Origin of the sequence: Amycolatopsis coloradensis (assembly GCF_037997115.1) — a bacterium.
GTDB lineage: Bacteria > Actinomycetota > Actinomycetes > Mycobacteriales > Pseudonocardiaceae > Amycolatopsis > Amycolatopsis coloradensis_A.
Window position 1 is genome coordinate 8,268,582 of the sequence record NZ_CP150484.1, and the last position, 22,838, is coordinate 8,291,419.

The window sequence follows — 22,838 nt, forward strand, 5'->3', positions numbered from 1 at the left end:
GGCGAGCACCCCTGACGGCACCAGCACCATCACGGTGACCGGCACCGCGGCGAGCGGCACGCACACCGCTCAGTACAAGCTGACCGTCGGCACCGGCGGTGACGTGCGCACCTACAGCAACGACACCGACTACGCGCTGAACGACTACGGCACGGTGAACAGCCCGATCACCTCGACCGCCACCGGCAACGCGGTTTCGCCGGTGAAGGTGACGGTGACCGGGACGCACACCTGCTCCGAGGACCTCCGGATCAGCCTGAAGGCCCCCGACGGCAGCACGTACTCGGTCAAACCCACCGGTTCCCTGCCCTGCACCGATCTGGGCACCCGGAACTACTCGGTGAACGTGACCAACGAAGTCGCGGCGGGCACGTGGACCCTCGTGGTCTACGACGCCTACGCGCAGGACACCGGCACGCTCGACAGCTGGTCCATCACCGTTTGATTCCCGTTCCGTGAAGGCCTCCTTCCCTACCTTCAGCGTAGGGAAGGAGGNGTCGCGGTCAAGGAGGCGGTCCTGCCGTTCCACCGCTTCCGCACGCCCGAGGGCCACGGCGTCGACTCGCTGCTCGGCCCGGAGATGAAGTCCACCGGCGAGGTCATGGGCGTGGACGTCTCCTTCGGCAAGGCGTTCGCCAAGTCGCAGGCCGGGGGGAAAGCGAATAGGAGCGGCCGTCGTCGGCATGGCCGCCGTACTGGGTGTCGTCGCCGCGCCCGCGCAGGCGACCACCGCCGCCGCACCGGACATCTCGCTCGCCAACGTCAAGGCGCACTTGAGCGCGTTGCAGACCATCGCCAACCAGAACGGCGGCAACCGCGCCGCCGGACGGCCGGGCTATCCGGCGTCGGTGTCCTATGTGGCGCAGAAGCTGCGCGACGCGGGCTACAACGTCACGTTGCAGTCCTGCACGAGCTGCGCGGGTTCGAACCAGAACATCATCGCGGAATGGCCGCAGGGTGACGCCAACCAGGTCATCATGCTCGGCGCGCACCTCGACAGCGTCAGCGCCGGCCCCGGCATCAACGACAACGGCTCGGGCTCGGCCTCGATCCTCGAAGTCGCGCTGACCCTGGCCCGCGAGAACCCGGCGATGGCGAAGCGGGTCCGCTTCGGCTGGTGGGCCGACGAGGAGTCCGGTCTCCGCGGCTCCAAGTTCTACGTCAACAGCCTGCCGCAGACCGAGCGCACGAAGATCAAGACCTACCTGAACTTCGACATGATCGGCTCCGACAACTGGGGCTACTTCGTCTATGACGACGTCGCTTCGGTCAAGGCCGTGTTCGACGAGTACTTCCGGACGATCGGCATCCAGACCGAGGGCGACACCGAGGGCGACGGCCGTTCGGACCACGCGTCGTTCAAGAGCGCGGGCATCCCGGTCGGCGGTCTCGCGACCGGTGCCGGGTACACGAAGAGCGCGGCGCAGCAACAGAAATGGGGCGGCACCGCCGGGCGGCCGTTCGACAGCTGCTATCACCGCGCGTGCGACACGCTGTCGAACATCCCGGACACGCCGCTGGAGAAGAACAGCGACGCGATCGCGTACGCGCTGTGGAAGCTCGCCGTCGGAACGTCGACCGGACCCGACTTCTCGCTCGGTCTCTCCCCGTCCTCCGGCACCGTCCAAGCAGGACAGTCGACGACCGTCACGGTCAACACCGCGACGACTTCCGGTGCGGCGCAGACGGTTTCGCTGAGCGCCAGCGGTCTTCCCGCCGGGGCGACCGCGACGTTCAACCTTCGTGTTCTAACCCGAATCGCCACTCACGACCCGCCGCTGAATCGCCCAAAGCGCCATATATCGCGCTGTCCATCCCCTGCCGGCCCGTTCGGCGGGCGACGCGAATTAGACTGATCTGGTGACCGTGGTCGAATCCGTCCTTTCCAGGACGCCCGAGCCGCTCCGATCCGTGCTGATCAAGCACCGTGAGCTGTTGAAGTTCGCGATCGTGGGCGGCACGACGTTCCTGGTCGACAACGGCGTCTGGTACCTGCTGAAACTCAGTGTGCTGGAGTCGAAACCGACCACGGCGAAGGCCATCGCGATCATCGTCGCGACGATCGTGTCCTACATCCTCAACCGCGAGTGGTCCTTCCGGACCCGCGGCGGGCGCGAACGGCATCACGAAGCCGCGCTCTTCTTCGTGATCAGCGGCATCGCCGTGGTGGTCAACCTGATCCCGCTGTACACGTCGCGCTACATCTTCGACCTCGAAGTGCCGCACGTGACGCGGTTCGTCCAGGAGCTGGCGGACTTCACCAGCGGGTCGATCATCGGCATGCTGCTGGCGATGTTCTTCCGCTTCTGGGGCTTCAAGAAGTGGGTCTTCCCGGATGAGCTGGGCAAACGCCGCCGGGACAGTGACGAGCCGGACGAGGACGTCATTCCGCTCCACTAAGTACTTGTCAAAAGACATGTGATTGCCTAGGGTCATCCATGTCAACGTTCCTTCACTGATGACGCCGGCCGGGTTCGTACGGTCGCGCGGGACGAATTCGAGGTGATCGCCAAGCGCGAAGAGGACCGCATCCGGTTCGGATGACGGTTGAGCCTTTTCCCGTCTTGGCGGGGATCCGGGGCTGCTTTCGAGCACTGCTCCGCGTCCCTCGCGTTCCCTCGTTCCTCCAGTGAATGGATCTCTTTCTTGAGCACCGCTCTCGGCGCGCCGCCGCGCGCCCGAAACACCCTTGCCCTCGTCGGGCTCTTCGCCGCCGTGTTCCTGGCGATGCTCGACGCCCAAGTCGTCGCGACCGCGCTGCCGCGCATGGTCGGTGAGCTCGGCGGCGCCGCGTCGTTCGCCTGGGTCACCACCGCCTACCTGCTGGCGGGCAGCGTCAGCGCGCCCGTCTACGGAAAACTCGGTGACCTCTTCGGCCGCAAGCGCGTCGTGCTCGTCGCGATCGCGCTGTTCGTCCTCGGCTCCCTCGCCTGCGCTCTCGCCCCGACGATGCCGCTGCTGATCGCCGCCCGCGTGCTGCAGGGGATCGGCTCCGGCGGCCTGTTCGTCGCCGTCGCCGCGATCATCGGCGAGCTGTTCCCGGGACGCGAAGGCGCCCGCTACTTCGCCTGGTTCTCGATCTGCTTCGCCGGCTCCTCGCTCGCGGGCCCTGTCGTCGGCGGCGTCCTGACCGACCTCGCGGGCTGGCGGTCGGTCTTCGGCCTCAACGTGCCGATCGGGCTGGCCGCGTTCGGCGTCGTCGCGAACTACCTGAGCCTCGAACGACGCCGGACGACCGCGCCGTTCGACTTCGCGGGCATCGTCGTCCTGTCGGGCGCGATCGTCGGCCTGACCCTGGCGACGCCACTGTCGGGCTCGATCGGCGCGGTGCTGCTCGTCGCCTTTCTGCTCATCGAACGCCGAGCGGCCGAGCCGGTCATCCCGCTCCGGCTCTTCCGCTCCCGGATGTTCGGCCTCAGCGTGCTGGCCAGTGCCGCCGCCGGGTTCGTCTTCCTGGGTTCGGTCAACTACTTGGCGCTCTTCCTGCAGACCGCGGGCGACGCCGGGCCCGCGGAAGCCGGACTCCTGCTGCTGCCCATGACCCTCGCGGTCGCCGCGTCGTCGATGGTCGCTGGCCGGGTCATCGCCAAGACCGGCACTTACCGCTGGGCACCGATCCTCAGCATGACCCTCGGCCTCGCCGCCGCGTTCGCGATGTCCACCATGGACGAGACGACACCGTTGCCGATCGTCGTCGCCCATCTCGTCGTGTTCGGCGCGGCGGCCGGGCTCAACATGCAGGTGCTTTCCATGGCGGCCCAGCAGAACGTCGCCAGGACCGATCTCGGCGCGGTTTCGGCGACCGTCGGTTTCCTGCGTTCCCTCGGTACCACGGCCGGGCTGACCGTTTTCGGCGCGGTGTTCACGAACGCCTTCGCCGAGGACAGTCCCGCCGGCTACTCCTCCGCACTCAACGGCGTGTTCTGGGCGATGGTCCCCGCTTTGGCCGTCGGCCTCGCCGCTTCCCTCTTCCTGCCGCGCGTTTCGCTGCGGCGCAACCACTAAGGAGTCCTTCGATGATCCTCGTTCTCGGTTCCACCGGCAAAATCGGCCGTGAACTCGTCCCCGCGCTGCTGGACAGGGACGCTCGCGTGCGTGCGCTGACGCGCGACCCCGCCCGCGCCCGTATCGATCCGCGTGCCGAGGTCGCCGCCGGTGATCTCGACGCCTTCGATCCCGCGCTGCTCGACGGCGTCGACCGCGTGTTCGTCCTGACCTCCGGGCACGGCTCGGACCCCCTCGCCCAGGAGCGGGCCGTACTCAAGGCCGCCACCGGCGTCTCGCACATCGTCAAACTCTCCACGACCGGCGTCCACTTCGGACAGACCGACCCCATCTCCCTCGTGCACGCCGAGGCCGAACGGGCCGTGCGCGAAGCCGGGCCGGACTGGACGATCCTGCGTCCCGGCACGTTCATGGACAACCGGTTCGCCTGGCTGCACGCCGTGCGCGGCGACGGGGTCGTCCGCGTCCCCGAAGGCGATCCGGCGTCCGCGCTGGTGCATGTCCGCGACATCGCCGAAGTCGCCGCGACCGTGCTGACCACCGACGGGCACGCGGGCAGGACGTACCCGATCACCGGCGGCGAAGCGCTCACGACGCGGCGGCAGGTCGAGATCCTCGGCGACGCGCTCGGGCGGCCGCTGACGTACGTCGAAGAGCCCGAAGCCGCTTCGCGAGCCAGGATGCTCGGGTACGGCTGGCCCGCTTCGGCGGTCGACGGGATCTTCGAGCTCAAGCGGCAGTCGGCCGGGAACGAGGAGATCGTGTTCGGCACTGTCCGCGACCTGCTCGGGCGGGCGCCGCTGACGTTCGCGGACTGGGCTCGGGAGCACGCCGCCGCCTTCGCCTGACCTGCGGAAAGGGAGCAAGGGACCTTTGCTACCGCCTGGCTCCCTGTGAGTACATGAAGCCCCCATCCTGTACCTAGGCGCAAGTATGGGGGCTTCGTGTACTTGGGCATGCCGTGAAGGGCGTGTTTCCTCGGCTCAGCCGAGGCAAAGGGGGCCTTCGCCCACAGCCGTCCTGGCCCGTGGGGTTACTGAGGCATCTGGTGCCGTTGGGATGACGTGACATGCCGTGAAGGCCCCCTCGGCTATCCGCTGGTCAAGTGGGTGCCGGATGGGGCTCGTCACAGTGGCCGGGCGCCTTCTCGACTGTCCACGGGGGCCACTTTCGGGGCGACTGTGCTCGATCCGGGCGTTTGTGCGGNATGTCTTCGGCAAGGTCTTCGCCGCACCGGCCGGCTACCTGGTGACCGGTACGGGCGCGGCGATGTTCCTGCTGTACGGCCTGTGGGACCAGTGGTGGCACGTCGCTTCCCTCGGCTCAGTCGAGGGAAGGGGGCCTTCACGCGCATCAGGACAGAGGTCCGCCGGTGATCGTGAAGGCGATGAACAGGATCAAGACGGAAAGCGCGCCGTAGGTCAGGACGTCGACCGGCTTGCCCCGGATCGCCAGCAGTCCGGCCTTCGCCTCGGGCAGTACCGCCCGGAGCAGGCCGGCGAGCAGCAACGCTCCGCCGATCAGCGCGGCCCCCTGCCGCCAGTGGTACTGGCCGATCCGGAGGGCGGCGACCGCCACCACCAGCATCACCAGCAGGAACGGCAGGTGATGGAGCAGTGCCCCACGGTCACGCCGTTGTCCGGCCACCGCCATCAGTCCTCGTCCTTCAGGGTCGCGTCGGCGATTCGGTTCACTCGGTCAGTATCCCGGGTGAGTGACCCGGCACCAGGTCAGGGCGTCTTCCGGGGAGTCAATAGCGGCAAAACCCACATGCGGGGTGCACGCGAGCGCGGATACGGTCAAAATGTGACCGTGGCACAACCGACGACTCAGTTGAACGCGACCGAGCAGGACACCCTGGTCAAACAGATCGGCCTCGCCCTGCTGCGGGCCGCTCCGCGTGATTGGCGGAAGGTGACCGCCGAGTACCGAGCCGTCGGCAGGTACCACGAGATGACCGGGGAGATCATCACCGAGGACGGCAGCTCGCACGAATGGGTCGCGACGCACGACATCGCGACGCTGTTCGGCAGGCTCCGTGCCGGGATGTATCGCGACGGGCGCGGCACCTGGTTCAACGCCCGCTACCAGCTCGACCACCCGTCCAGCTACAACCTCGAATACAACCGCGACGAGCCGCAGTGGCGCCTCGCGCCGCCTCCGCAGGCGCTCTCCGACGAACTGCGCATGTTCCCCCGTTCCGAGGAGAACGTGCCCGAATGGCTGATCCGGCGCATGTCCGGCCTCGGTCCCGAGCAGCCCGGACCGCATTTCCGCATCGCCCGCATCTTCGACACGATCGGCCCGGCCGGGCGTCCGGTGATCAACCGGCCCGACCTGGAGATCGAGGAGCAGGACAGGCTGCTCGAGTACCTCGACCACGCGCCGCTGGTGGTCACCGAACGCGGCTACGACATCGACCGGCTCGCGCAGACCCCCGAGGCCACCGTCCCGGTCGCCTTCCACAGCGACGGGCAGTGGATCTGGCCCGCCGCCGTGAACTTCTACCTGCGCCAGTACGGCGTCTCCCCGGAGCTCGACCTGATCGAGCACGTCCGGCAGAACGACTTCACGCTGTCCGAGGTCGATGGCCCGACGCTGCAGGCCGCAGCGGGGTACCTCACCCGGGGGAATCAGCCTCCGCAGCAGCGCCCCAACGGTCCGGGTGGGCCCGGCGGACCTGGTGGGCCCAACAACGGCTCGCCCGCGGGCCCGCCTCCGCAGGGTCCGCCGCAGAACGGCCCGGTGCCGCCCCCGCAGCAGGCCGCGCCCGGTCAGGCCGGACCCGGTGGTCCCGCGGGCCCCGGTCCGAACCAGGCCGCCGCCCAGCCGCCCGTCCCGCCGCCGCACCAGCAGGGTCCGGACCAGGCAGTGGTGGCCGCCGCGGCCGCCGCTCCGGTCGCCGCGGCCGCGGCCGTCCCCTCCGCGGAGACAGGTGTCCCGGACCAGGCCGAGCAGGCCCAGCGGTACGAAGACGACTACGACACCCAGGACTACCAGGCGCAGGACTTCCACGAAGCCGCCGCCGAGCAGCAGTACGAAGCCGGTTACGAAGACCCGTACGCGCACGACGAGGCGCGGTTCCACGAGTCCGAACAGGACGTCTTCGCCGACGAAGACCGGCAGGGCACCGATCCCGAGCCGGAACCTCGGGCCGACCCGGAGGCCACCACGTACGCGCGGGTCCCGCAGGCCGACGCCTATGAGCGGCCGCCGGTCGAGGAAGAGCAGGACGCGTACGCCCGGCAGGAGGAAGACCAGCCGTACGCGCCTCCCGAAGAGGAGACGACGACCGGTTACACGCCGGTCGAGCAGGCCGACGCCGGTCCCGAGCTGCCTCTCCTCACGCACGACGCGGGGCCGAACGTGGCGCCCCCGCCGTCGGACACCGAGGTCACGCAGGTCGACGCCCCGCCGCCCGCGCCCGAGGTCCGCCCCGAGCCCGAACCGCGCCGCTTCGAGCACCCCGAGCCGGTGCTGAACGAGTTGCAGGCGAAGTTCGACGAACTCGACGTGCCCGGCGACGTCTACCGCATCGGCTCGCCCGCCGAACACGGCTGGAGCGTCGAGCAGGTCGACGGCGGCGGCTGGCGGGTCGGCTGGTACGACGGGAAGCTGACCAATCCGGCCGTGTTCGGTGACGCCGAGGACGCGGCCGCGTTCATGCTCGGCAAGGTTCTGCTGAACCCGAACGGCGCTCCGCCTCCCGCGGAGCAGCCCGCCGTCGAAGAGGAACCCGTCGAGGAGCCACCGGCACCGCCCGTGCTGGCGACGCTGTCCCCCGAGATCGCCACCGGTTCGCATCCGGTGCCGCCGCGGGAGTCGATCCCGGCACAGGAACAGACCGCGTTCACGACGGCCGAAGAGCTGCTCGGGGACGATTTGGACGACGAGCCCGCGCCCGCGCCGGTCCCGCCCGCGCCCCCGGCGCGGCCGAACCCGGTGCTGGCGAGCCCGCCGCCCGCGCCGCCGCGGCGCGAGCCGCCGGTGACGCCGCCTCCGCCGCCGATGCGGCGCGAGGAACCGGCCCGTCCGCCCGCGGCGGCGAACGCCGCCGGGGCGCCAGACGCCAAGCAGAACTGGCCGATCTCGCCGCTCAACGGTGAGCCGCCGCTGACGCTGTTCCGCGGCAAGGAGCTGCGTGAGCTGCCCGCGGGCAGCGAGCTGGACCGCTTCGGCGGCCCGAACGGCAACCTGACCTACGCGGCCGGGACGCCGTTCGAGGAGCGCTCACTCGTGCCGGAGTGGGTGAACCGGCCGTACCACGTCTATCGCGTGCAGCGTCCGCTCGAAGCCCTCGCCGGTGTCGCGATCCCGTGGTTCAACCAGCCCGGCGGCGGGTCCGCGTACCTGCTGCCGGCGTCCATCGAGGAGCTGCTCGCCGAGGGCGACCTCATCGAGCTGGACCCGGGCGAACCGCCGATCGACTAGTCCGTTCTGCAATGAAGGGGCCTTTCATCGCAAATTTTGCGAAAGCAGCGACATATGAACTTGATCGCCCTCGGCGGCGTCATCGGCACCGGTGAAGTGCCCGGCCCGCCGGGGAAAGCTCAGTCTCCGAAGATCAGAGGCTGTTGTACAGCTCGCGCGCCAGGACGGCGGTCTCGCTCGGGGTCTTCCCGACCTTGACGCCGGCGGCCTCGAGGGCCTCCTTCTTGGCGGCGGCCGTGCCGGAGGAACCGGAGACGATGGCGCCGGCGTGGCCCATGGTCTTGCCCTCGGGCGCGGTGAAGCCCGCGACGTAGCCGACGACCGGCTTGGTCACGTTGTCCTTGATGTAGGCCGCGGCACGCTCTTCGGCGTCGCCACCGATCTCGCCGATCATCACGATGACCTTGGTCTCGGGGTCGGCCTCGAACGCCTCGAGGGCGTCGATGTGCGTCGTGCCGATGACCGGGTCGCCGCCGATGCCGACACCGGTCGAGAAACCGATGTCACGCAGCTCGTACATCATCTGGTAGGTCAGCGTGCCCGACTTCGACACGAGACCGATCGGGCCGGCACCGGTGATGTCGGCCGGGATGATGCCCGCGTTCGACTTGCCGGGGCTGATCACGCCGGGGCAGTTCGGCCCGATGATGCGGGTCTTGTTGCCCGTCGCGACCGCGTGCGCCGGCGGGCTCGGCATCCGAAGATGCCTGCCCGCCGTTGCTCGTTCGGAGCCGGAAGACTCAGAACAGGCCGGTGACGCCCTGTTCCGTGGCCTGGTAACCGTCGGCCAGCTGCGGCAGCACGCCGGCGACCTGCGCGAGCAGCTGCTTGAGCTCCTCGAACTTGTTGTCCCACTCGGTCTGCGCGGCGATGTACGCGGTCTGCGCGTCACCCTGCCAGGTGTTGACCAGCGGAGCGAGGTCGCTCTTCAGCTGCCCGAAGAGGGACTCCAGCTCGCCGCCGGTGCTCTTGCAGTCGTCGGCCGCCGCGTGGATCGTGGCGTAATCGACCTTCATCTCGCCCATGAATTCCTCCAGTGATTAAGAAAAGTCTCGGATTGTTGCGGGGTGGAGCAGATCAGCCGAGGACGCCGAAGCCCTTGTTGACCGAGTTGATGAGTTCCTGCTGCTGCTGCTCGGTAGCGTTGTACTTCGAGCCGGCCTGCTCGAGCAGGTCACCGATGTTCTGGAGGGCCTGGTTGAGGGCACGGCCCGTGTCGTCGAAGCGCTTCATCACGTTGTTGAACGCGATCGAAGCGTCGCCGGTCCAGCCCGCGCGGGTGGCCTCGATGTTGTCGCGAAGCTTGCTCAGGTTCTGGTCCATCGAGACGCGAACCTCGGTCACCCGCTTCTCGGCCTGGGTGAACTGCTCGACATCTCCCTGAAAACCGCCAGCCATGGGAGCTACCCCCTTCGTTCGTGGTTATCCGTACTTGGTGAAGTTCGTTTGGTACGGACCTACGACGGAGACACTGCCACGTCTGGTTCCCTCTTGTCGCTCGTTGGTTTCAAGTAGTTGCTTGCGTTAACGCTCCCGGCGGGAACCGGACGCGGGAACTCGGCGCGCACGCTGCGTTTCGCGCGGGGAAAATGGCCTTCACCATGCGATTTAGCGAATGCACACAGGCCGTTCAATCGCCACGGCTCATGATTCGCGACTGCGAAAAGTCCTCGTCGTCGTCACCCACACGTGGCCGTCTGGGCGCCGGTTCTGGCCGAAGGGGAACCAAGTCCGCCGCCGAGGGCAAAGCGGGGACCGGAAGACCGGCGCCCACACGGAACCGTTTCGCCGCGTTCCGGACGACGGCGGGAGTCGGCGCGGTCTCGCCGCCCGCGAGCCGTCCCTTGCCGAATTGCTTCGCCAGTTCGGCGTTCTCACCCCGGCGGCGTTCGTAGCGCGCCTTGGCCGTGCGGGCGACCTGCCGCGCATAAGTGACCGCGTCGCGCCCTGTACGCGCGAAGTGTTCGGCGGCGGTCTCGGGTTCGGGTGGCATGTGCCTCCCCCTTCAGTTGATGACCACCATCGTCTTGACGACCTGCTCGCAGGCCGCGCTCACNATGATGACTTGACGTCATCCCCACCTTCCTCCGAGTTGACCCCGGCAGTCTCCCACGAGTCCCCGCCATTACGCGCTGGCAACGTAGGATAAGGGTTGCGCTCGTTGCGGGACTTAACCCAACATCTCACGACACGAGCTGACGACAGCCATGCACCACCTGTACACCAACCACAAGGGAAGCCCTATCTCTAGGGATGTCTGGCGCATGTCAAGCCCAGGTAAGGTTCTTCGCGTTGCATCGAATTAATCCACATGCTCCGCCGCTTGTGCGGGCCCCCGTCAATTCCTTTGAGTTTTAGCCTTGCGGCCGTACTCCCCAGGCGGGGCGCTTAATGCGTTAGCTACGGCACGGACAACGTGGATGTCGCCCACACCTAGCGCCCAACGTTTACAGCGTGGACTACCAGGGTATCTAATCCTGTTCGCTCCCCACGCTTTCGCTCCTCAGCGTCAGTATCGGCCCAGAGACCCGCCTTCGCCACCGGTGTTCCTCCTGATATCTGCGCATTTCACCGCTACACCAGGAATTCCAGTCTCCCCTACCGAACTCAAGTCTGCCCGTATCGCCCGCACGCTCCACGTTAAGCGTGGAGTTTTCACGAACGACGCGACAAACCGCCTACGAGCTCTTTACGCCCAATAATTCCGGACAACGCTCGCACCCTACGTATTACCGCGGCTGCTGGCACGTAGTTAGCCGGTGCTTCTTATCCAGGTACCGTCACTTGCGCTTCGTCCCTGGCGAAAGAGGTTTACAACCCGAAGGCCGTCATCCCTCACGCGGCGTCGCTGCATCAGGCTTGCGCCCATTGTGCAATATTCCCCACTGCTGCCTCCCGTAGGAGTCTGGGCCGTGTCTCAGTCCCAGTGTGGCCGGTCACCCTCTCAGGCCGGCTACCCGTCGTCGCCTTGGTAGGCCATTACCCCACCAACAAGCTGATAGGCCGCGGGCTCATCCTGTACCGCCGGAGCTTTCCACCCCTCACCATGCGATGAGAAGTCATATCCGGTATTAGACCCAGTTTCCCAGGCTTATCCCAAAGTACAGGGCAGATTGCCCACGTGTTACTCACCCGTTCGCCACTAATCCACCCCGAAAGGCTTCATCGTTCGACTTGCATGTGTTAAGCACGCCGCCAGCGTTCGTCCTGAGCCAGGATCAAACTCTCCAACAATGTCAAATTTGATCGAGGCAATCTAATGCTCTCAAAGGAACCCCAAAACGAGGTTCAAAATACATAAGCTCTACTGGCTTAGTTCACTAGCACACTGTTGAGTTCTCAAGCAACACGCTTTGTTTCAAAGCGATATTCACAAGCTTTTTGGTCGAGCATGCCGAATCCTACGCTGTTAGTCGTAGGGGGTCGGCGGCCGCTCGTGGGCCGACGCTGAACATTACCTGGTCCGGTTCGCGGTGTCAACCCGCTCGGCCCTGGCGCCTGACCTCGGGGCTTTCGGCCCCGGCGGCCCGGTGTTCCTGGCGACGAAGAGAAGATTACATGCCCCGGAACCCCCTGAAAACAGGGGGGTCACTTAACGACATCGCCGCAGGTCAGCCGGTATGAACCCCCGTCATCCGACGGTCTTCAGGTAGTGGGGCGGTTTGCGGGCGGGCGCGACGCGTTCGAAGTCGGCCGCGTAGGCGAGCACTCGGGCGTCCGTCCACTGCCCCGCCATGAACGAGACACCGACCGGGAGCTCGCCGACGAATCCGGCGGGCACCGTCACCGCGGGGTAGCCCGAGACCGCGGCCGGCGTCGATGACGGGATCACGTCGTTGTCGCCGGTCTTGCAGTCGGTCTTCCAGGCGGGCGGGTTCGTGGGCGCGGCGATGGCGTCGAGGCGGTACTTCGCGAGGGTCTCGTCGATCGAGCGTTTCGCCAGATCGGTGAGCTCGCGGCGGTTGGCCTGGTAGCCGGGATCGGACGGGCCGGGCGCGGCGAGCGCCTGTTCGAAGAGTTCCTGCCCGGCGAAGCACGTCTGCTCCAGCTGGTCGGAGCGGTTGTAGTCGATGAGCGCGGCGAGGTCGCGCGGGCCTTCGGGGCGCGTGGCCAGGTAGCGATCGATGTCGCGGTGGAACTCGGTGAGCAGCGCCGGGAACTCCAGTTCACCGAGCCTGGCCTGGTACGGCGGCGTCACCTCGACGACTTCGGCACCGGCCTTGACCAGCGAATTCCTGGTCCTCGTCATGACGGCGTCGACATCCGGGCCGAGGACGGGCAGGCGCCAGAGACCGATCCGGGAACCCTTCAGCACGCCGGGCCGGAGGTGCGCGGCGTAGTCGGCCGGCTGATTCGGCGGGTACGCGCCGGTGGCCGGGTCGCTCGGGTCACGGCCCTGCAACGCGGACAGGGTGAGCGCGACGTCGACGACGTGCCTGGCCATCGGGCCGGCGGTGTCCTGTTCGGCCGAGATCGGCATCACGCCGGTGCGGCTGACCAGGCCGAGGCTCGGTTTGTGCCCCACGGTCGAGGTCATCCCGGCCGGGCAGACGATCGAGCCGTCGGTCTCACTGCCGATCGCCACCTGGGCGAGTGAAGCGGCGACACCCGCGGCGGATCCGGCGGACGACCCACACGGGTTGCGGTCGAGCACGTACGGGTTGTTCGTCTGCCCGCCGACGCCCGACCACCCGGAAGTCGGTTTGGCGGCGCGGAAGTTCGCCCATTCGGACAGGTTCGCCTTGCCGAGGACGACCGCGCCCGCGTCACGTAGACGGCGGATCAGGGTCGCGTCCTTCGCGGGCTTGCTGCGCAGCGCGCGCGAACCCGCCGTCGTCTGCATGGAGCGGGTGTCGACGTTGTCCTTCACCAAGACGGGGATGCCGTCCAGCGGTCCGCGGGTCTTGCCGGCGCGACGCCGGACGTCGCTCTCCGCGGCTTGCGCGACCGCGGCCGGATTGACCGCGATGACCGCGTTCACCTTCCGGTCGAGCTTGTGGATGCGATCGAGGTAAGCCGAGGTCAGACCGACCGCGGTCAGCCGTCCGGAGGACATCCGGGCCTGGAGCGCGGGGATGTCGGCGGAGTCGAGATCGAGTGGTTTCCCGGTGGCGGATGCCGCGGGCGCGGCACTCGCCACGATGGTCGCGGCGACCAAGGTCGTCAGAACTCGGAACACCGGCCGCCGCACCATCAGGTCTCCTTCGTCTAGAGAACCGGAAGCAGGGTCCGCAGCTCGTACGGGGTCACCGCGCTGCGGTAGTTATCCCATTCAACACGTTTGTTGCGAAGGAAGAAGTCGTAAACGTGCTCTCCGAGCGCTTCGGGCAGAAGTTCCGATTTCTCCATCTCCGCCAGCGCCTCCCCCAGGTTCTGCGGGAGCTGGGCGTATCCGGCCGCGCGGCGCTCGGCGTCCGAGAGCTGCCAGATGTTGTCCTCGGCGGGAGGCGGGAGCTCGTAGCCCTTCTCGATGCCCTTGAGACCGGCGGCCAGGATGACCGAGTACGCCAGATAAGGGTTGCACGCGGAGTCGAGGGTGCGGATCTCCACGCGGCGTGACGACGCCTTGCCCGGCGAGTACATCGGCACCCTGACCAGCGCGGAGCGGTTGGCACGGCCCCACGAAACGGTCGTCGGGGCCTCACTGCCGCTGATCAGGCGTTTGTAGGAGTTCACCCACTGGTTGGTGACGGCCGAGATCTCCTTCGCGTGGTGCAACAGCCCCGCCACGAAAGCTTTACCCGTCGCCGACAATTCGTACGGGTCTTCGGCGTCGTAGAAGGCGTTGCGGTCACCCTCGAACAAGCTCACATGGGTGTGCATCCCGGAGCCCGGCTGGTCGGTGAACGGCTTCGGCATGAAAGTCGCGCGGACGCCCTGCGTGAGCGCGACCTCCTTGACGACGTAGCGGAAGGTCATCACGTTGTCGGCCATGGTCAGCGCGTCGGCGTACCGGAGGTCGATCTCCTGCTGACCGGGCGCCCCCTCGTGGTGGCTGAACTCGACCGAGATCCCCATCGCCTCGAGCGTCTCGATGGCGTGGCGGCGGAAGTGCGTCGCCGTGGCGTGGCTGGCCTGGTCGAAGTAGCCGCCGTTGTCCGCGGGCTCGGGCTCGCTCCCGTCGTCCGGCAGGCTGGCGAGCAGGAAGAACTCGATCTCGGGGTGGACGTAGCAGGTGAAACCCGCTTCGCCCGCCTTGGAGAGCTGCCTGCGCAGGACGTGCCGGGGGTCCGCCCAGGACGGGGAGCCGTCCGGCATCGCGATGTCGCAGAACATGCGCGCCGAGTACGGGCCGCCGTCCGGGGTCTCCCACGGGAGGACCTGGAACGTGGCCGGGTCGGGCTTCGCGACCATGTCGGACTCGTAGACCCGGGCGAATCCTTCGATGGCCGATCCGTCGAAGCCGATCCCCTCGCTGAAGGCGCCCTCGAGTTCGGCGGGCGCCACCGCGACGGACTTGAGAAACCCCAGCACATCCGTGAACCAGAGCCTGACGAAACGGATGTCGCGCTCTTCCAAGGTACGGAGCACGAACTCCTGCTGGCGATCCATGGCCGCACCCTAACGAGAACGTGTTAACGACATGTTTCGCGACGCGCCGATCGACCGGAAGTGGTGGATCACCCCACGAGCACCGGTTCGGGTTTGGCCGCCTTGGTGATCGCCAGCGAAGCGACCGAAGCGATCACGGCGAGGCTCGCCGCGATGTACCACGCGAGCGCGTAGCTGCCCGATGAATCGCGGATCGCGCCCGCGCCGAAGGCCGCGAGACCGGCCCCGAGCTGGTGGCTGGCGAAGACCCAGCCGAAGACGATCGGCCCGGCGGCGCCGTATTGCCGGACACAGAGCGCGACCGTGGGCGGAACCGTCGCCACCCAGTCGAGGCCGTAGAAGATGATGAACGCCCACATGCTCGGTTCCACCGTTCCGCTCAGCAGTTGCGGGAGCAGGGCGAGCGAAACGCCGCGAAGGGCGTAGTAGACGCCGAGGAGGATCCGCGGATCGACGCGGTCGGTGAGCCAGCCGGAGGCGATCGTGCCCACGACGTCGAAGATCCCGACGAGGGCGAGCAGCCCGGCGGCGGTCGTCTGCGGCATGCCGTGGTCGTGCGCCGCGGGCACGAAGTGCGTGCTGACCAGTCCGTTCGTCGTGGCACCGCAGATCGCGAAGCCGACGGCGAGCAGCCAGAACGTCCTCGTGCGCGCTGCCGAGCCGAGTACCGAGAGCGCGCGGCGAGCGGAACCACCCGTGCGGGCGACAGGAGCGGCTTCGCCAGGCTGCGCGCCATAAGCGGTCGTTCCGACGTCGGACGGGTGATCGCGAACCACCAGGAGAACGACGGGCACGACGGCCAGTGCGGCGATGGCGATGACGAGCGAGGCCGTCCGCCAGCCCTCGTCGACGGCGAGGTTCGCCACGATCGGGAGGAAGATCAGCTGGCCGGTGGCGCCTGCCGCGGTGAGGACCCCGGTGACGACGCCGCGGCTGCGGACGAACCAGCGGGCGGCGACCGTCGCGGCGAAACTCATCGCCATCGAGCCGGTGCCGACGCCGACCAGGACGCCCCAGCAGAGGATGAGCTGCCAGCTCGCGTTCATGAACACCGTGCCGCCCGCGCCGATCGCGACGACGAACAACGCCGTCGAGGCGACACGTCGCATGCCGAAGCGCTCCATGAGAGCTGCGGCGAAGGGAGAGAAGAGGCCGTAGAGGACGAGGTTCACGGAGACGGCCGACGCGATCGTCGCGCGCGACCAGCCGAACTCGTTGTGAAGCGGGTCGATGAGCACGCCGGGAGCCGCGCGGAAACCGGCGGCGGCGAGCAGGGCGATGAATGCGGCGGCGGCGACGAACCACGCGCGGTGGAGCCGGGTCTCGGATTGCACGGGTACAGCGTCATGGGCGGCGGCGCCCGGCGAAAGCGGCCGGAAGGACACTGTGCGAAAGATTCGGGCCAAGCCATAGGCTTTGTTCATGCGCTGCCGTCTCCTCGTGCCGGCGCTGCTGCTCACGATCGGGCTCGTCGGCGGCTGCGCGGGGTCTCCCCCGCTGCCGCCTGCCCAGGACTACGTGAGCGCGGCGGCCGAGTCCCTCGTCTCGTTGCGCAGCGTGCGGTTCACTCTCGGGGTGAACGGCGTCGTCACCGGCCTGCCGGTGCGCGGGCTCGACGGCGACGTCAGCCTGGATGGTGGCGCGGTCGGTAATGCCGATCTGCAGGATGACTTCGAAAGGGTGAAGGTCAAGTACCGGCTGTCGGGCTCGGAGATCACCCTCAGCGGGCCTCGCGGGGAGCACGTGATTCCGGCTTCGGAGCCGTACACGCCTGCAGCGATGCTCGGGCCTGAAGGCGGGCTTCGGCGGCTGCTGACCGGGGCGACCGAGCTGCGGGGTGAGCGGTGGGAGCGGGTGCAGGACACCGAGTCGTTCCGGATCGCGGCGAAGGTGCCGGCCGCGGTGATCGGCGGGATCGTGCCGGAGATCAAGTCGGACGTGTTCGTGAAGCTGTGGATTTCACGGGACGAGCCGCGGCGGCTGGTGCGGGTGTGGCTGCAGGTGCCGCCGACGAGGCCGGAGGAGTTCGCGGTGATGCTGGAACTGGCGTTGACCAGGCATAACGCGGTGGTCGTCGGGGCAGGGCGGTAGCAAAGGTCCCTTGCTCCCCGCTAGGAGCAGCGGGTGTCGAAGGCGGGTAGTGCGCCGTCGATCAGGTAGGCGATGCCGGCCTTGTCGACGCACTCGTTCCCGTCGAGGAACACGGTGTGCTGCGCTCCCTCGAACGTGAGCAAAGCTCCCTTGAGGTCCCGCGCGAGGTTCACCCCGGACGCGTACGGGGTCGCGGGGTCGTCCGTGGTCGAGATGACCAAGGGCTTCGGCAAGCCGTCGACGTCCGGCTTGTGCACCTCCGAAGTGGCGGGCACGGGCCACACAGAACAGATGTCGAGCTCGCTCATGTCCGGGGTGCCGCCGGCGAGGAACGGCGCGCCTTGGAGCATCCGCTGGTGGGCGCCTTCGATGACACGCCTGTCGGCGATCCGCGTGCTGTCGACACAGCGGACCGCGAAATACACGTCGAGGATGCCTGTGTACCGGCCGTCCGTCTCGCGGCCGTAGTAGTTGTCCGCGAGCGCGACCAGGGTTTTGCCGTTCCCCCGTTTCAGCTCGGCGAGCCCGTCGTTGAGGAACTTCCACGCGTCCTGCGAGTACAGCGCGGCGCTGGTCCCGGTGATGGCGTCCTCGAACGACAGCTTGCGCGTCCCCGCGGTCACCGGTTCGGTGATCAGCGGCCGCACCAGGTCCTGGAACGCCTTCGTCACCGCGCCCGCGTCCCGGCCGAGCGCGCACTCCGCGCGAGCGGCGCACCACTTGCCGAATTCGGCGAACGTGTTCTGGAAGCCGGCCATCTGCGTGACCAGCGACTCGGCGGTGTCGAGTTCGGGGTCGACCGCGCCGTCGAGGAGCAACGCCCGCACCTTGTCCGGATAGGCCTCGGCGTAGGCGGTCCCGATCTGCGTGCCGTAGGAAAAGCCCAGGTAGCTGAGCTTCTCGTCGCCGAGGGCCGAACGCAGGACGTCGAGATCGCGGACGACGTCCCTGGTCCCGATATTGGCGAGCAGCTCTTTGCCGTGCTTCGTGCGCTCGGCGCACTTCGCGGCGTACGTCTTGGCGTCGGAGAGTTGCTTCGCGATCCCGCCGGGTGTCGAGTCGCTTTCCGAATCCTCCGCACGGTCCGCGTCGCGTTCGGCATCGGTGAGGCAGACGAGTTTCGGTTCGCTGGTCCCCACCCCACGCGGATCGAAGCCGACGATGTCGAAACGTTCGGCCAGCGCCGCCGCGGGCCGGGACTTCGCGATCCGCGCCGCGGCCGAGACGCCTGAGCCACCGGGGCCGCCCGGGTTGAGCACGAGCGAGCCGATCCGCCGGCCGGTGTCCTTCGTCTTGTGCCGGAGGACGCCGATCGAGATCGTCTCGGCGTCCGGCTTCAGGTAGTCGAGCGGCACGGTGAGCTTCGCGCAGTCGAACGCCTTGTCCCTGTAGGACGCGCACTCACCCCACGCCAGCTTCTGCTCGGTGAACTTTTCGAGCGCCTTCGGGTCCGGAATGGGTGACGCCGTGGGTGTCGGGGACGCCGGCGGCGCCGGCTGAGGCTGCTGCGTCGTGCACGAGGCGACCAACACGGCGACGACGAGCGCGGCCGGGACGCGGCGAAGGCTCATCTCGCGATCTTCGCAGCGTCCCGGCCGCTCAGGGGCCTTAGCGCCGAACTCGTTACTTGGCGGCGCAGCGCGTGCCCTCGTCCGGCAAGGCGCCGTTCACCAGGTAATCGATGCCGATCTGGTCGACGCACGACACGCCCTGAAGGAACACGGTGTGCTGGTTGCCCTCGAACGTGAGCAAAGCTCCCTTGATCGCTTTCGCCAGGTTGACGCCCGCCTGGTAGGGGGTCGCCGGGTCGTTCGTCGTCGAGATGACCAGCGTCTTCGGCAGCCCTTCGACGTTCGGCTGGTGCGGCTCGGACGTGTTCGGCACCGGCCAGAAGGCGCAGGCGTCACGCGCGGAACCGTCCGGCTTGCCGTCGTCGAGGAACGGCGCCGCCTCCGCGTACCGCTTCTGCGCGTCGAGGATCTTCTCCGGATCGGTGACCCGCGGGTCGTCGACGCAGCGGATCGCGACGAACGCGTCCTGCGTCGTCCCGTAGCGGCCGTCGGCGCCGCGTTCGTTGTAGAGATCGGCCAATTTCTCCAGGCCGTCGCCGCGCTGGCGCTTCAGGTCGTTGAGCGCGGTGTTCAGCGGTTCCCAGAGATCTTCCTGGTAGAGGGCCTGTATCACGCCTGTCGTCGCGTCCTCGTACGACAGTTTCCGGCCGTCACTGACCGGCACCGGGAAGTCGATCAGCGGGCGCACCAGATCCTGGAACGCCTTCGTCACGCCGGCGGCGTCACGCCCGAGGGCGCAGTCTTCGCGCGCGGCGCACCAGTTCGAGAACTCCCCGAACGCCTTGCCGAAGCCCTGTCCCTGCCCGACCAGCGACTCCACCGCGTCCTGCTCCGGGTCGACCGCCCCGTCGAGCACCAAAGCGCGGACGTTCGCCGGGAACGCCTCGGCGTAGGCGGAGCCGATCCGCGTCCCGTAGGAGTAGCCGAGATAGCTCAGCTTCGGCTCGCCGAGGACCGAGCGCAGGATGTCCATGTCCTTGACGACGTCACGCGTGCCCAGGTTCGCGAGCATCGCGGCGCCGTGTTCGGTCCGCTCGGCGCACTTCGCCGCGAAATCCTGGGACTCGGTCTCCTGCTTTTTCACTCCCTCGGGTGAGCCGTCGGTCTCGCTGTCGTCCGCGCGGTCCGCGTCGCGTTCGGCGTCGGTCAGGCAGCGGACCTGCGGCTGGCTCGCGCCGATACCGCGCGGGTCGAAACCGACCATGTCGAAGCGTTTGCCCAGCTCGTTCGTCGCCGTCCGGGAGGCGAGACCGGCCGCTGCCTGCATCCCGGAGGCACCGGGACCGCCGGGGTTGACCACGAGCGCGCCAATCCTTTCGTCGGTTTCCAGCGCCTTCCTGCGCAGCAGGCCCAGCGTGATCGAGTCGCCTTCGGGCTTCGCGTAGTCGAGCGGGACGGTGAGCCGGGCGCACTGTGCGTCCTTCACTCGAAACGCCGCTTTCGCGTCATCGGAGGTCGCGTAGGGTGCACAGTCGGCCCAGGTCAGGCTCTGTCCGTAGAACTTCTCGAGTCCGGCGGGCACCGGTCCGGTCGGAGCGTGCGACTCGGTGGCCGGAGGCGGCGGCTGGGTTCTACCCTCTCCCGACGAGCACGCGGCGACGGTGACCGCGAGCAGGCCGGACAGCGTGATCGCGGCGAATCGACGGGCACGGGACCTGGCGCTGACATGAGTGGACACGGTTGGATCGTGCCATCGGCCGTGGAACTCGGCCGCACCACCACTGCGTTGGTGATACGGGTGCGGACGGCAGAAGAGCAGACGGGAGCACAGGGGTGGCAGCACTGATCAGCCGGGTGAGCAAGAAGCTGCGCCGGATCATCCAGCGGCCGGGCAGCGTCGAGCTGACCCGCTACGAAGCGCTGCTGCCGGCCATCGAGAAGCTCGAGCCCGAGTTGGAGAAGCTCTCCGACGAGGAGCTGACAGAGCGGGCCGGCAAGCTTCGGGACGCGGCTTCCTTCGGCAACGACCAGCTGATCGAGGTCTGCGCGCTCGGTCGCGAGGCCGCGCGGCGGACGCTCGGCGAACGTGCCTTCGACGTCCAGCTGCTGGGCACGATGGGTCTGCTCAGCGGACACATCGTGCAGATGGAGACCGGTGAGGGCAAGACGCTGGCGGGTGCGCTGGCGAGCGCCGGGTACGCCCTGCGCGGGAAGCACGTCCACGTCGTCACGGTGAACGACTACCTCGCCCGCCGTGACGCGGAGTGGATGGGCCCGATCTACGACCTGCTCGGCGTTTCCGTCGGCTGGGTCGAGCCCGCGCACTCCCGCGACGAGCGCCGCGAGGCGTACGCGAAGGAGGTCACGTACGGCGCCGTCAGCGAAATCGGCTTCGACGTGCTGCGCGACCGGCTGGTAACCCGCGAGGAGGACCTGGTCCAGCGCGAGCCGGAAGTCGCGATCGTCGACGAGGCGGACTCCGTGCTGGTCGACGAGGCCCGCGTGCCGCTGGTGATGGCGGGGTCGATCGACCACACCGATGCCGACGAAGAGGTCGCGAACATCGTTCGGCGGCTGCGGCTCGGGCTGCACTACGAGACCGACGCCGACGGCCGCAACGCCTGGCTGACCAAGGCGGGCGCTTCGGTGGTCGAGAAGGCCCTCGGCGACGACATCAACCTCTACGACGAGACGGGTTCGGACAGGCTGCCCGCGGTGAACGTGGCGCTGCACGCGCACGCGCTGCTCACCCGCGACGTCGACTACCTCGTGCGCGACGGGAAGGTGCAGCTCATCAACGCCGCCCGCGGCCGCGTCGCCGAACTGCAGCGCTGGCCGGACGGCCTCCAGGCCGCCGTCGAGGCGAAGGAGCAGGTCAAGGCGACCGACCGCGGCGAAATCCTCGACTCGATCACCGTGCAGGCCCTGCTCGCGCGGTACCCGGAGGTCGCGGGGATGACCGGTACCGCGGTCGCGGTCGCCGAGCAGCTTCGCGAGTTCTACAAGCTCGAGGTCGCGGTCATCCCGCCGAACACGCCGAACATCCGTGAGGACCAGGAGGACCGGATCTTCGGATCGCCGTCGCAGAAGCTGCGCGCGATCGAAGAGGAGATCCGGCGGGTGCACGAGACCGGGCGGCCGATCCTCGTCGGCACCCAGGACGTCGCCGAATCCGAAGAGCTGGCCGAGAAGCTGGCGAAGGTCGACCTCGAATGCGTCGTGCTCAACGCGCGCAACGACGCAGAGGAAGCCGCGATCATCGCCGACGCCGGCAAGAAGGGCGCGGTCACCGTCTCGACGCAGATGGCGGGCCGGGGTACCGACATCCGGCTGGGCGGCAAGGACGGCGAAGGCCGCGACGAGGTCGTCGAGCTGGGCGGCCTGCACGTGATCGGCACCGCGCGCTACCCGTCGAGCAGGCTGGACGGCCAGCTGCGCGGCCGGTCCGGGCGACAGGGCGACCCGGGCAGCGCGGTGTTCTTCGCCAGCCTGAACGACGAACTCGTGCTGTCGAACGCGCCGGACATCCCCGAGGGCATCAGCTCCGACGTGGGCAGCGGCGAGATCGTCGACCCGGCGGCGCTGCGGCAGATCAACCACGCGCAGCGCGTCGCCGAGGGCGTCGACCTGGAGATCCACCGGAACACGTGGCGCTACACGCGGCTCATCGAGCGGCAGCGCGGCGAGCTGCTGGAGCACCGGGACAAGGTGCTGCGGACAGCGCACGCCGCGGAGGTGCTGGAGAAGGCGCACCCGGAGAAGTTCAAGGAGCTTTCGGAGGCCGTCGACGACGAGGCCCGCGTCGAGCAGCTGTGCCGTGAGGTGCTGCTGTTCCACATCGACCAGCTGTGGTCCGACCACCTGGCGTTCCTGACCGACGTGCGAGAGAGCATCCACCTGCGGGCGCTGGCGCGGGAGACGCCGATCGACGAGTTCCACCGCGCGGCGATCCCCGAGTTCCACAAGATCATCCCGGAGGCGGCCGAGCGGGCGGCGAAGACGCTCGAGGAGGCCGAGATCACCGAGAACGGGATCGATCTCGGCGACGCGGGCGTGCGGCGGGCGAACACGACGTGGACCTACCTGGTGCATGACAACCCGTTCGACTCCGACTTCGAGCAGACCATCAAGAAGGTGCGGAGCATGATCAAGCGCAAGTAGCGCGCGGGGAGCGGGGGACCTTTGCTCTTACTCTCTTTTGGAGAGTAAGAGCAAAGGTCCCCCGCTCTCTTTTTGCCCGGCCGGACC

General features: G+C 68.1%; 16 protein-coding genes, 3 pseudogenes and 2 other annotated features. Of the genes and pseudogenes, 9 read left to right on the forward strand and 10 right to left on the reverse strand.

The window, feature by feature from the left end; all coding sequences use genetic code 11:
• Positions 1–34: 34 nt before the first annotated feature.
• The 6 genes and pseudogenes from LCL61_RS38655 (at position 35) to LCL61_RS38675 (ending at position 4,853) form a co-directional block, all read left to right on the forward strand.
• On the forward strand, positions 35–445 hold the full coding sequence (locus LCL61_RS38655; RefSeq protein ID WP_425341964.1) for a proprotein convertase P-domain-containing protein: 411 nt from the start codon (positions 35–37) through the stop codon (positions 443–445).
• A 51-nt stretch (positions 446–496) separates the two neighbouring features.
• Positions 497–676 (forward strand): annotated as a pseudogene (locus tag LCL61_RS42775) (hypothetical protein); the annotation flags it as partial.
• A gap of 7 nt (positions 677–683) precedes the next feature.
• A pseudogene (locus tag LCL61_RS38660) lies at positions 684–1,739 on the forward strand (M28 family metallopeptidase); the annotation flags it as partial.
• Positions 1,740–1,860: 121 nt separating this feature from the next.
• Positions 1,861–2,400, forward strand: a complete 540-nt coding sequence (locus LCL61_RS38665; protein ID WP_340684316.1) for a GtrA family protein — start codon at positions 1,861–1,863, stop codon at positions 2,398–2,400.
• Between the two features lie 246 nt (positions 2,401–2,646).
• Positions 2,647–4,005 (forward strand): MFS transporter, encoded by a 1,359-nt coding sequence (locus LCL61_RS38670; protein ID WP_340684317.1) that lies wholly within the window; start codon positions 2,647–2,649, stop codon positions 4,003–4,005.
• An 11-nt stretch (positions 4,006–4,016) separates the two neighbouring features.
• Positions 4,017–4,853, forward strand: a complete 837-nt coding sequence (locus LCL61_RS38675; RefSeq protein WP_340684318.1) for an NAD(P)H-binding protein — start codon at positions 4,017–4,019, stop codon at positions 4,851–4,853.
• A gap of 505 nt (positions 4,854–5,358) precedes the next feature.
• Here the strand turns inward: LCL61_RS38675 and LCL61_RS38680 are convergent.
• Positions 5,359–5,658: a DUF3017 domain-containing protein gene (locus LCL61_RS38680; protein ID WP_034304513.1), complete on the reverse strand. Its 300-nt coding sequence runs from the start codon at positions 5,656–5,658 to the stop codon at positions 5,359–5,361.
• Between the two features lie 153 nt (positions 5,659–5,811).
• Between LCL61_RS38680 and LCL61_RS38685 the strand changes: the two genes are divergently transcribed.
• The gene (locus LCL61_RS38685; RefSeq protein WP_340684319.1) at positions 5,812–8,436 is read left to right on the forward strand and encodes a TNT domain-containing protein; all 2,625 of its coding nucleotides are present in this window, start codon (positions 5,812–5,814) and stop codon (positions 8,434–8,436) included.
• Between the two features lie 133 nt (positions 8,437–8,569).
• On the opposite strand, the pseudogene LCL61_RS38690 reads toward LCL61_RS38685, so the two are convergent.
• The 7 genes and pseudogenes from LCL61_RS38690 to LCL61_RS38720 all read right to left on the reverse strand — a co-directional run.
• A pseudogene (locus LCL61_RS38690) lies at positions 8,570–9,118 on the reverse strand (succinate--CoA ligase subunit alpha); the annotation flags it as partial.
• 58 nt (positions 9,119–9,176) lie between these two features.
• Entirely contained in the window at positions 9,177–9,461 is a 285-nt protein-coding gene (locus tag LCL61_RS38695) for a WXG100 family type VII secretion target (protein ID WP_125679971.1), read from the reverse strand.
• A gap of 52 nt (positions 9,462–9,513) precedes the next feature.
• Positions 9,514–9,834: a WXG100 family type VII secretion target gene (locus tag LCL61_RS38700; protein WP_219146112.1), complete on the reverse strand. Its 321-nt coding sequence runs from the start codon at positions 9,832–9,834 to the stop codon at positions 9,514–9,516.
• Between the two features lie 232 nt (positions 9,835–10,066).
• On the reverse strand, positions 10,067–10,429 hold the full coding sequence (locus LCL61_RS38705) for a hypothetical protein (protein ID WP_340684320.1): 363 nt from the start codon (positions 10,427–10,429) through the stop codon (positions 10,067–10,069).
• A 35-nt stretch (positions 10,430–10,464) separates the two neighbouring features.
• Positions 10,465–10,744, reverse strand: a sequence feature (16S ribosomal RNA rRNA prediction is too short).
• Positions 10,745–10,814: 70 nt separating this feature from the next.
• Positions 10,815–11,662 (reverse strand) — a sequence feature (16S ribosomal RNA rRNA prediction is too short).
• Positions 11,663–12,067: 405 nt separating this feature from the next.
• Entirely contained in the window at positions 12,068–13,630 is a 1,563-nt protein-coding gene (locus LCL61_RS38710; protein ID WP_340684321.1) for an amidase, read from the reverse strand.
• 14 nt (positions 13,631–13,644) lie between these two features.
• Positions 13,645–14,988 carry a type I glutamate--ammonia ligase gene (gene glnA, locus LCL61_RS38715; RefSeq protein ID WP_340684322.1) on the reverse strand — a complete coding sequence of 448 codons (1,344 nt, stop codon included), beginning with the start codon at positions 14,986–14,988 and terminating at the stop codon, positions 13,645–13,647.
• A 68-nt stretch (positions 14,989–15,056) separates the two neighbouring features.
• A complete protein-coding gene (locus LCL61_RS38720) occupies positions 15,057–16,322 on the reverse strand; it encodes an MFS transporter (RefSeq protein WP_340684323.1) in 1,266 nt (421 codons plus the stop codon).
• Positions 16,323–16,410: 88 nt separating this feature from the next.
• On the opposite strand from LCL61_RS38720, the gene LCL61_RS38725 reads away from it, so the two are divergent.
• Positions 16,411–17,079, forward strand: a complete 669-nt coding sequence (locus LCL61_RS38725; RefSeq protein WP_340684324.1) for an LppX_LprAFG lipoprotein — start codon at positions 16,411–16,413, stop codon at positions 17,077–17,079.
• 20 nt (positions 17,080–17,099) lie between these two features.
• Here the strand turns inward: LCL61_RS38725 and LCL61_RS38730 are convergent, their stop codons facing one another.
• Complete coding sequence (locus LCL61_RS38730) at positions 17,100–18,650, reverse strand: alpha/beta hydrolase (protein WP_340684325.1); 1,551 nt, start codon at positions 18,648–18,650, stop codon at positions 17,100–17,102.
• A gap of 52 nt (positions 18,651–18,702) precedes the next feature.
• Entirely contained in the window at positions 18,703–20,274 is a 1,572-nt protein-coding gene (locus LCL61_RS38735) for an alpha/beta hydrolase (protein ID WP_425342082.1), read from the reverse strand.
• A 149-nt stretch (positions 20,275–20,423) separates the two neighbouring features.
• On the opposite strand from LCL61_RS38735, the gene secA2 reads away from it, so the two are divergent.
• Positions 20,424–22,751 carry an accessory Sec system translocase SecA2 gene (gene secA2, locus LCL61_RS38740; protein WP_340684327.1) on the forward strand — a complete coding sequence of 776 codons (2,328 nt, stop codon included), beginning with the start codon at positions 20,424–20,426 and terminating at the stop codon, positions 22,749–22,751.
• The last annotated feature ends 87 nt before the right edge of the window (positions 22,752–22,838 follow it).